Below are 8,782 nucleotides of genomic sequence, written 5' to 3'. Positions count from 1 at the left end.
CCACACCGCTACCATTTCAGTCTTCTGAACAAGCGCGAAGGGGGAGGAGCGTGGCCTTGGTCGCGGGGGACTAGTTGGCAGACATGACAGTGGAGACTGCAATGTTGCGCTTTCAAGCACGGGCGTTTCAGTACCCGCCTTCAGCGGTCCTGCGCATGAGTGTCTTCAGCTAAGACACAACCTTGTTCGTAGAACGGAGATAGAGTGTCGACGGGCCGATCCCGCCCTCTCCCTAACACGATAAAAGGCCCCAGCCACCACACTCGCTGTGAGTTCGTGGTGGCCGGGGCCTTGTTGGGCGCTATGTTCTTGCGCCTTGGGTCGGAACGCCTTTAGACGTCGAAGGCTTCCTCCAGCAGGTTCTTCTGCTCAATCTGGTGAACCTTCGCGTTACCGGTAGCAGTCGAAGACTGCGAGCGGCGGGAGACGCGGACCATCTCCGGCATGTCCGGGATGAGGTCGCGCAGGTGCTCGTTGTAGAACGGCCACGGGCCCTGGTTGGCCGGCTCGTCCTGTACGAAGCGAATCTGCGTTGCGTTCGGGTAGGCCTCGAAAGCCTCACGCAGGCGGTTGAACGGAATCGGGTGGAGCATCTCCACGCGCACGATGGCGATGTCGTCGCGGCCATCGGCTTCCTTCTTCTTGGCCAGCTCCCAGTAGAGCTTGCCGGAGACCAGCATGATGGTCTTGACCTTGTCGGTATCGCCGACCTTCTTGCCGTTGATGTCAACGTAGTTCGGGTCGTTGATGACGGACTGGAACTTCTTGACCTCAGTGAAGTCCTCCACGGAAGAGGTCGCGGCCTTGTTACGCAGCATGGACTTCGGGGTGAAGACCACCAGCGGGCGCTTCATCTCACCGAGTGCCTGGCGGCGCAGCAGGTGGAAGTGGTTAGCCGGAGTAGACGGCTGGGCCACGGTCATGGAGCCCTCAGCACATAGCTGCAGGAAGCGCTCAATGCGGGCGGAGGAGTGGTCCGGGCCCTGGCCTTCGTAGCCGTGCGGCAGCAGCAGGATCAGGCTGGAGAGCTGGCCCCACTTGGCCTCACCGGAGGAGACGTACTCATCGATGATGGTCTGCGCACCGTTGGCGAAGTCACCGAACTGTGCCTCCCAAGCCACGACAGCATCCGGGTTACCCACGGTGTAGCCGTACTCGTAGCCCATGCCAGCGAACTCGGTCAGCGCGGAGTTGTAGACCATGAACTTGCCGCCATTGCCCTTGGACTCAGCCAGGCGGGCAACCGGGTTGTACTCGTTGCCCGTGCGCGGGTCGAAGGCCACAGCGTGGCGCTGGGTGAAGGTACCGCGGCGGGAATCCTCACCGGCCAGACGCACGACCTTGCCGGCGTTAGCCAGGGAACCGAAGGCGATGAGCTCGCCCCAGCCCCAGTCGATGCCGCCCTCGCGAGCAGACTTCTGGCGGTCCTTAGCCACCTTGGCCACACGCTTGTGGTACTCGAAGCCCTCCGGAGGGGTGCCGTAGGCGTCACCAATCTCGGCGATCTCCTCGGCAGTGATGGAGGTGTCCAGACCACGGGTCAGCTCCTGGGAGGAAGTAATGCCGGTCTGCTCCTTCGGGCCAGCTTCTTCAGCCTTCTTGTGGTCGGCGAAGACGGACTCCATCTGGTCGTGGAAGTCGCGTGCAGCTGCCTCAGCCTCTTCATCGGAGAGGTCACCACGGCCGATGAGCTCCTCGGTGTAGCGCTCACGAACGGACTTGTGGTCATCGATGATGTCGTACAGCAGCGGCTGGGTCATGGACGGGTCATCGGCCTCGTTGTGGCCGCGCAGGCGGTAGCACACGAGGTCAATGAAGACGTCCTTGCCAAAGCGACGGCGGTACTCGGTAGCGAGCTTGCCCACCCAGACAACAGCCTCCGGGTTGTCGCCGTTGACGTGGAAGACCGGGCAGTCGAAGCCCTTAGCCAGGTCGGTGGCGTAGTGCGTGGAACGGCCGGAATCCGGGGTAGTGGTGAAGCCCACCTGGTTGTTGACCACAACGTGGACGGTGCCGCCGGTGGTGTAGCCGCGCAGCTGGGACAGGTTGATGGTCTCCTGGACCACGCCCAGGCCGGTGAAGGAAGCATCGCCGTGGAGCATGATCGGCACCACGGTGTGTGCGCCGGCGCCCTTGTCCAGGATGTCCTGCTTGGCGCGTGCGATACCTTCCATGACCGGGTCAACAGCCTCGAGGTGAGACGGGTTAGCGGCCAAGGTGACCTTGATTTCGCCGTCACCGAACATCTGCAGGTGCTCGCCCTCGGCGCCCAGGTGGTACTTCACGTCACCGGAGCCGCCCATCTGGCCGCCCTTGTAGTTGCCATCGAACTCGCCGAAGATATCCGCCAACGGCTTGCCCACAATGTTGAAGAGCACGTTGAGGCGGCCGCGGTGCGGCATGCCGATGACGACCTCGTCGAGGTCCTGGCCAGCGGCGGTGTCCACGATGGAATCCAGCAGGGCGATGAGGGACTCAGCACCCTCCAGGGAGAAGCGCTTCTGGCCCACGTACTTGGTCTGCAGGAAGTTCTCGAATGCCTCAGCGGCGTTGACCTTCTGCAGGATGTACTTCTGCTCGGAGTTGGTCGGCTTCGGCATTCCGGCCTCAATCTGCTCCTGCAGCCAGCCGCGCTCATCGCGGTCCAGGATGTGGGCGTACTCGGAGCCAACCTTGAGGGTGTAGGCGGCGCGCAGGCGGCTGACCACCTCACGCAGCGTCATGGTCTCCTTGCCACCGAAACCGCCGACGTTGAAAGTGCGGTCCAGGTCCCAGATGGTCAGGCCGTGGGTAGCCAGGTCCAAGTCGCGGTGGTCCGGCCAGGGCAGACCCGGCTGCTTCCAACCCAGCGGGTTGATGTCCGCGAGCAGGTGGCCACGGGAGCGGTAGGCCTCGATGTACTGCATGACGCGCGTGTTCTTGTCGACGCCCGTGTTGGGGACGTCGGCAGCCCAGCGGAAGGGCTGGTAGGGAACGCCCATCGATTCGAAGAGCTCGTCCCAGAAGGCATCGTCCAGAATCAGCTGGCCCACGGTGCGCAGGAACTCACCAGACTCCGCGCCCTGAATGACGCGGTGGTCGTAGGTGGAGGTCAGGGTAACCAGGCGGCCGACGCCGAGGTCCGCCAAGCGGTCGGCAGAGGTACCGGCGAATTCTGCCGGGTAGTCCATGGAGCCCACACCGATGATGGAGCCGGAGCCCTTGGTCAGACGGGCGATGGAGTGGCGGGTGCCGATGCCGCCCGGGTTGGTCAGGTTGATGGTGACTCCGGAGAAGTCATCCATCGTCAGCTTGTTCTTGCGGGAGCGGTCAACGATGTCCTGGTAGGCATCGATGAACTCGGAGAAGGTCTTGTTCTCCGCTTCCTTGATGGCAGCGACGACGAGGGCGCGGGAGCCATCCTTCTGCGGAAGGTCGATGGCCAGACCCAGGTTGACGTGCTCCGGCTGGACGACGGTGGGCTTGCCGTCCTGCAGCTCGTAGCGCACGTTCATGTCCGGGTGGATCTGCACGGCCTTCACCAGCGCGTAGCCCAGGATGTGGGTGAAGGAGATCTTGCCGCCGCGGGTGCGCTTGAGGTGATCGTTGATCATCGCGCGGTTTTCCCACATGAGCTTGACCGGGATATCGCGCACCGTGGTAGCGGTGGGGATCTCCAGGGACTCGTCCATGTTCTTGGCGATTGCCTTGAACATGCCCTTGAGTACGCGGGAGCCCGGCTCCGGTGCTTCCTTGATGCGGTCCAGCGGGGACTCAGACTTCTTCGCCGTCTTCTTCGCAGCCTTCTCGGCGGCGGGAGCCTTGGAATCGCTCGGTGCCTTAGCACTCGGAGCAGCGGAAGACTTCTCCGCAGCCTGGGCCTTCTTCGGCGCGGCCTGTGCCGCGCTCTTCTTCTGGGTGGGGGTGCTGGATTGAGCGTTCGCAGCCTTGGACTGTGCGGCCGACTTCGGTGCCCCGTTGGCCTCAAAGTACTCGCGCCACTCCTTGTCTACGGAGTTCGGGTCCTTGGAGTACTGCTGAAACTGTTCGTCAATCAGCCACGCATTCGGGCCATAGATGCTCGAGTTGCTCACGGCAGATGCTCGCCTCTTTCTGTGCTTCTAAGTTTGTCTTTGTTCGACTCTAGTAGGCCAATCCACGGGTGCGAAAGGCACCCCGAAAAGTGTCTCCCTTTATGATACGGCCCTTGTAAGTTTGCTCACTACCCTGGGCGGGTTTCGCCCCTTTTATTCCCCCTGCAGGGGGGAGAGCTGGGTGCCCGCATGGTTGATCACTTGGCGTCCCAATTTACGGTTGGCGGTCGTTCCCAGCACCGCGCCCACACCCATCGGCAGCAGCTTGGACACCCATGCCCACTTGAGCTTCTTGGTGGCCTGCCTCATGAATAGCTTGGTCAAGCGGCCGTTGAGGCCGCTAAGGGTGGGGCCGGAGAATCGCGAGAGGGTAGCTGCGGAGGTGACGCCGGACAGCGAGGTTGCATCACCCACAAAGGTATCGACCAACGCGCTGCCCTGGGAGCCGGTGAGCACCACCAAAACCAGCGCGCGGCGGCGCTCCTTATCCCGGATGTCGTCACCGCGCAGGTGCGCGGAGGCCAGGATGTACCACGCCGCGGCCTCGAGGAAGACTAGGGATTCCGCACCGATAGTGGCCGCGCCGGTGACCAGGCCGATGCCGGGGATAGCCGCGGAGGCGCCCGCGGCAGCACCTGTACCGGTGATGATGTTCATGAAGTGCTTGTCAATGAGCTCCTGGAGCTCCGCCGGGCTGGCATCGGGATTGCGCTTCTTCACGCCCTCGACATAGTTAATGATGACGGAGGACTGGACGGAGACGATCTTGTCGATGGCCCCCAGGAATCCCTTCGTGATGCGGTTGGCCTCGTCTACCTCTAAGGTGCCCACGGCCTCTGCTGAGCCGGCTTGATCGACCGATGCTTCCCGGCGACTAACTGCCTTATCTTTGCTGTCCTTGCCAAAGACTTTGTCCAACATTGTCTCACCTAACTTTTTAACTAAATCTGATTGTGAATCTGAACTGTATGTTTACCACCGTATCGAAAACGTTTTATTCAGCGCGCCAGCAGGTTAGCGCATTAGGGTAAGAGGCATGAGCGAGTTTGAGCCTTCCCCCTCGCGTGAGGTCGGCGCAGCAGCGGCGCGCTTGCTTGCCGAATCCCTGCATGCCCGTGCCCGCGCCGCGCAGGAGGCGGCACGCACCGCGCTTGCCGACGACCTCACGGTACTCACCACAGGAGGTTGGGTGCGCGGTTGCATTGAGGAAGATTTGCGCCCGGACCGCCCGATTTCTGCGCCGGTGCGCTCGTGGCGTGGCATCCCTTTCGGCGCTGATACATCTGGGGCCAACCGTTTCATGGAGCCGCGGCCTGCCCCGGCGTGGGAAGGGATCCGGGATTGTCGCGAGTTCGGGCACGTGGCCCCGCAACCGGTCTATTCCTGGACGGATCGCATCGAAGGCGCGGAAGATTGCTTGACCCTCGATATTGTCCGCCCACACCGCAGCGTCCCCTCGGACACTTTGGCGAGTTCTGGGGCTCCGGCGACTTCTATGGCAGGGGAGAAGCTGCCCGTCGTGGTGTATCTGCACGGCGGCAGTTTTATCGTCGGCTCCTCCCACATGCTGATGTTGCGCGGCTTCGAGTTCGCAGCCCAGATGGACGTGGTCTATGTTTCGGTGAATTTCCGCTTAGGCGCCTTGGGCTACCTTGATGTCCGCAGCTTGGGCGGAGAGGCCTGTGCCAACCCGGCTGTGGCGGATCAGGTCTTAGCGTTGGAGTGGGTGCGCGAGAATATCGCTGCCTTCGGTGGGGACCCAGACAACGTCACGCTCATGGGCGAATCCGCCGGCGGCGCAGCGGTCCTGACACTCATGGCGGTGCCGCGTGCAGAAGGGCTCTTCCACCGCGCGATTGCGCAGTCGCCGCCGATAGGCATGATTCATTCGCGTGCGCAGTCGGTGTTTTGGGCCCGCGAGCTGGTTCACAAGATGGCTTTGCCGCGCGATACCACAGCGGATGATCTCCGCCGCGAAGATTTCGCGGACTTGGTGCGCTCAGGTCAGTCCATGATGTGGCGCGCGGGCGAGTTGCTGTACCTGAACTCCTGCTACGCGCCGACTGTCGACGGTGACCTCATCCCGCAACATCCCATCGAAGCCTTTGCGGACGGCAACCAACACCCAGTGCCGCTGCTGGTGGGAACCAACTCCGGTGAGGCTAGCTTTGGAAAGTTCCTCTTCCAACGCCAGCGCGCCCGCGAGCGCGCGGCCCTGCGGCTGCTAGCCTCTTTCGATCCGGAGAGTGCGCCGGACGTCATTGCGGCATATGGCGGTGCGGTCTCACGCCGCGACTTTGGGGACTTGCTGACCGACGCCCTCTTCTGGGCCCCCACCGTCCGCGTGGCCTCCGAACACGCACGGCGCTATCCGACGTGGATGTACCGTTTCGACTTCGCGCCGGCAGCACTGCGCTGGTTGGGATTGGGGGCGATGCACTCGATGGAGCTCTCCAATATTTTTGGCGACCCAGGAGCGTCGCGCGTCTCCTTCCTGAACACCATCGCCAAGCCTTCCGAAATGGAGAACGTAACCGGGGCCATGCAGACGCAATGGGGCGAATTCATCCGGGGCGGGGCTCCGCGAGAGGATTGGCCGCAGTACACAGCCCCAGAGCGCTCGACCATGGTTTTCGATGTGGAGCCGCGCGTGGAGGAGGCGCCGATGGAGGGGCGTCGCCAAGCATGGGAGGCCTACGACATGTTGGAGTGGGGCACTGGGCGCCCAGAGATTCTGAAGGAACTGGGATTCCTGCTCAATGAGGAGAGCTATTGATGGGGATCGCAGGTAAGATGTGTGGGGCCTTGGCAGCAGCCTGGGTGAGACTCCCACATGGACGGATGTTAATCACATGAGCTTTTTTGAAGATATCGCCTCTGCGCTGGACGGGGAGGGCATTGAGTCCCGCGTCAACGACGATGTGATGTTCGTGCCCATCACCTCCGATTTGGAAATCCAGTTTGTGGAAATTGACCCCATCCTGCCGGCGGCCAACGTCTACATTGCCGCAGCCGATGTGGATGAAGACGATGAAGACTTCGAGGCCGTTTTAGTTTCCGTGGCGTTCTCCGTGGAGGATGCCGTCGAGGCTGTGTCGCGTCACATCGCCACCGACCAGGTGGTAACCGTGCTGCGTGACCTGCTGGAGGGCACCGATGAACGCATCGCTGAGTTGGAGTTTCTCCAGGATGAGTTCAACCCGAACCTCGTCGTGGCGGAGGTAGCCAACGACTCGGAGCTGCGCGTGCTGGTGGAGACCATCGACGGCGTCCCGAGCGCGGTCGTGCGTTTCCTCTCCTTCGACTTTGACGAGGAGGAGCTCGACGAGCTGGAAGACGAAGCAATCAGCAAGCTCTGGGAATTTGATAGCCCGGAGGACATGAGTGAGGAAGAGCGCGTTGCCATCTTCGGTGATGCGGAAGACGAGGACGGCGGGCTAGCCCCCATCATCGAGGTTCCCGCCGAGGCCCTTGAACTGGGTACCTACACTGACTTCGACCGCCTCTTTGACGTGCTGAGCCTGGTTTCTGATCAAGCCCTGGACTGGGAAGCCCAGCTGGTGAGCATCGATGACTCTGACTTCGACGAGCCTGAGGTCTATGACATCTTCGGCGCCGACGATGAAGACGAGGACGACGTTCTCTTCGACGACGATGATGACGAGGACGAGGACTACGACGAGGACGAAGCAGAGGACGCCGATTGCGACGGTGACTCTGAGGACTAAAAGTTCCCGGGGTAGGGTAGGTGCGTACTTTTCCCTACGGTAATCAGGAGCAACCAAAACACATGCCGGACAAGAAGGCATCTCGGAGCCAACATCTGTGTGTTGGCTCCGCACTAGTGTGCGTGGCTCTGGCTTGGGTCCTGTCGCTGAATTCGAACTACGGTAGCGGGGACTATGTTTTTGGCTCCGTCCTCTCCAGCAGTGTGTGGTGCCTGACCCTGCTCGGCGCACTCCTCTTCCTTGCCGCACAGTGGCGTTCTCTAGGGCATCACGCGCTTTTCAATCCATTGCTGGCGGTGGCGGTCAATTTGTTGTTGTCATCGTTGATCTTCAACGCGAACGTGCCCTTGTATCTGGACATGATGGGTACGGCATTCGTGGCAATTATCTACGGGCCCGTCTTGGGAATGGGCACGGCGCTCTTGACTGCGTGTTTGGCCAGCATCAACAACCCGTTGCTCTTGGTGTACCTACCGGTAGCTCTGGTGGTGGCCTACCTGTTTGGCTGGCTGGCGCGTCGCGGTGCCTTTAATCGGATGCTGGTCATGATGCTCACCGGCGCTGGTGTGGGGATAGTTGCCGGACTGTTGACCACGATGTGTACTTTGCTCCTGCCCGGGGAGTATGGGCAGAGTGGCCCCATTAAGCTCATGGCACTGTGGGAGTTGATTCTGCACGATGAGCGCCTCGCCGTTCTTTTGCAGAGCTTGAGCTCGGACCTGATTGATAAGGCGTTCACGGCACTCGTAGTCTGCGTAGCTATTCGCTTTGCGCCGCAGCCCATCCTCCGCCTTTATGACTCTCCGGAGACACGCCCATCCCGTGATCGCGTTTTAACACAGGACAGGTTCACGCTTTCTCTTGATGAGGAACCGCCCCGCAACCTCTTGGGCCGGATGCAGCGCTACTTCTAAAAGCACTAATTCTAAAAGCACTAAGAGCTCTCAAAGCTGCGCAGCTCCGACGACTCGGGTTACACCC

General features: G+C 61.5%; 5 protein-coding genes. 3 read left to right on the top strand and 2 right to left on the bottom strand.

Going from position 1 to position 8,782, the window contains the following annotated elements; translation table 11 throughout:
- Positions 1–332 precede the first annotated feature (332 nt).
- Together HMPREF2993_RS09415 and HMPREF2993_RS09410 are read right to left on the bottom strand one after the other, a co-directional pair.
- Positions 333–4,073: a multifunctional oxoglutarate decarboxylase/oxoglutarate dehydrogenase thiamine pyrophosphate-binding subunit/dihydrolipoyllysine-residue succinyltransferase subunit gene (locus HMPREF2993_RS09415; protein WP_070702079.1), complete on the bottom strand. Its 3,741-nt coding sequence runs from the start codon at positions 4,071–4,073 to the stop codon at positions 333–335.
- A gap of 153 nt (positions 4,074–4,226) precedes the next feature.
- Positions 4,227–4,994 (bottom strand): hypothetical protein, encoded by a 768-nt coding sequence (locus HMPREF2993_RS09410; protein WP_070702077.1) that lies wholly within the window; start codon positions 4,992–4,994, stop codon positions 4,227–4,229.
- Between the two features lie 115 nt (positions 4,995–5,109).
- On the opposite strand from HMPREF2993_RS09410, the gene HMPREF2993_RS09405 reads away from it, so the two are divergent.
- The 3 genes from HMPREF2993_RS09405 (at position 5,110) to HMPREF2993_RS09395 (ending at position 8,715) form a co-directional block, all read left to right on the top strand.
- Positions 5,110–6,849, top strand: a complete 1,740-nt coding sequence (locus HMPREF2993_RS09405) for a carboxylesterase/lipase family protein (RefSeq protein WP_070702075.1) — start codon at positions 5,110–5,112, stop codon at positions 6,847–6,849.
- A 76-nt stretch (positions 6,850–6,925) separates the two neighbouring features.
- The gene (locus HMPREF2993_RS09400; protein ID WP_070702073.1) at positions 6,926–7,801 is read left to right on the top strand and encodes a DNA primase; all 876 of its coding nucleotides are present in this window, start codon (positions 6,926–6,928) and stop codon (positions 7,799–7,801) included.
- A 122-nt stretch (positions 7,802–7,923) separates the two neighbouring features.
- The gene (locus HMPREF2993_RS09395; protein WP_246822422.1) at positions 7,924–8,715 is read left to right on the top strand and encodes a hypothetical protein; all 792 of its coding nucleotides are present in this window, start codon (positions 7,924–7,926) and stop codon (positions 8,713–8,715) included.
- Positions 8,716–8,782 lie beyond the last annotated feature (67 nt).

The sequence above is a fragment of the Corynebacterium sp. HMSC068G04 genome (genome assembly GCF_001814885.1).
In the GTDB taxonomy this organism is placed as follows: domain Bacteria; phylum Actinomycetota; class Actinomycetes; order Mycobacteriales; family Mycobacteriaceae; genus Corynebacterium; species Corynebacterium hiratae.
This window is presented reverse-complemented; position numbering and strand designations above follow the sequence as displayed.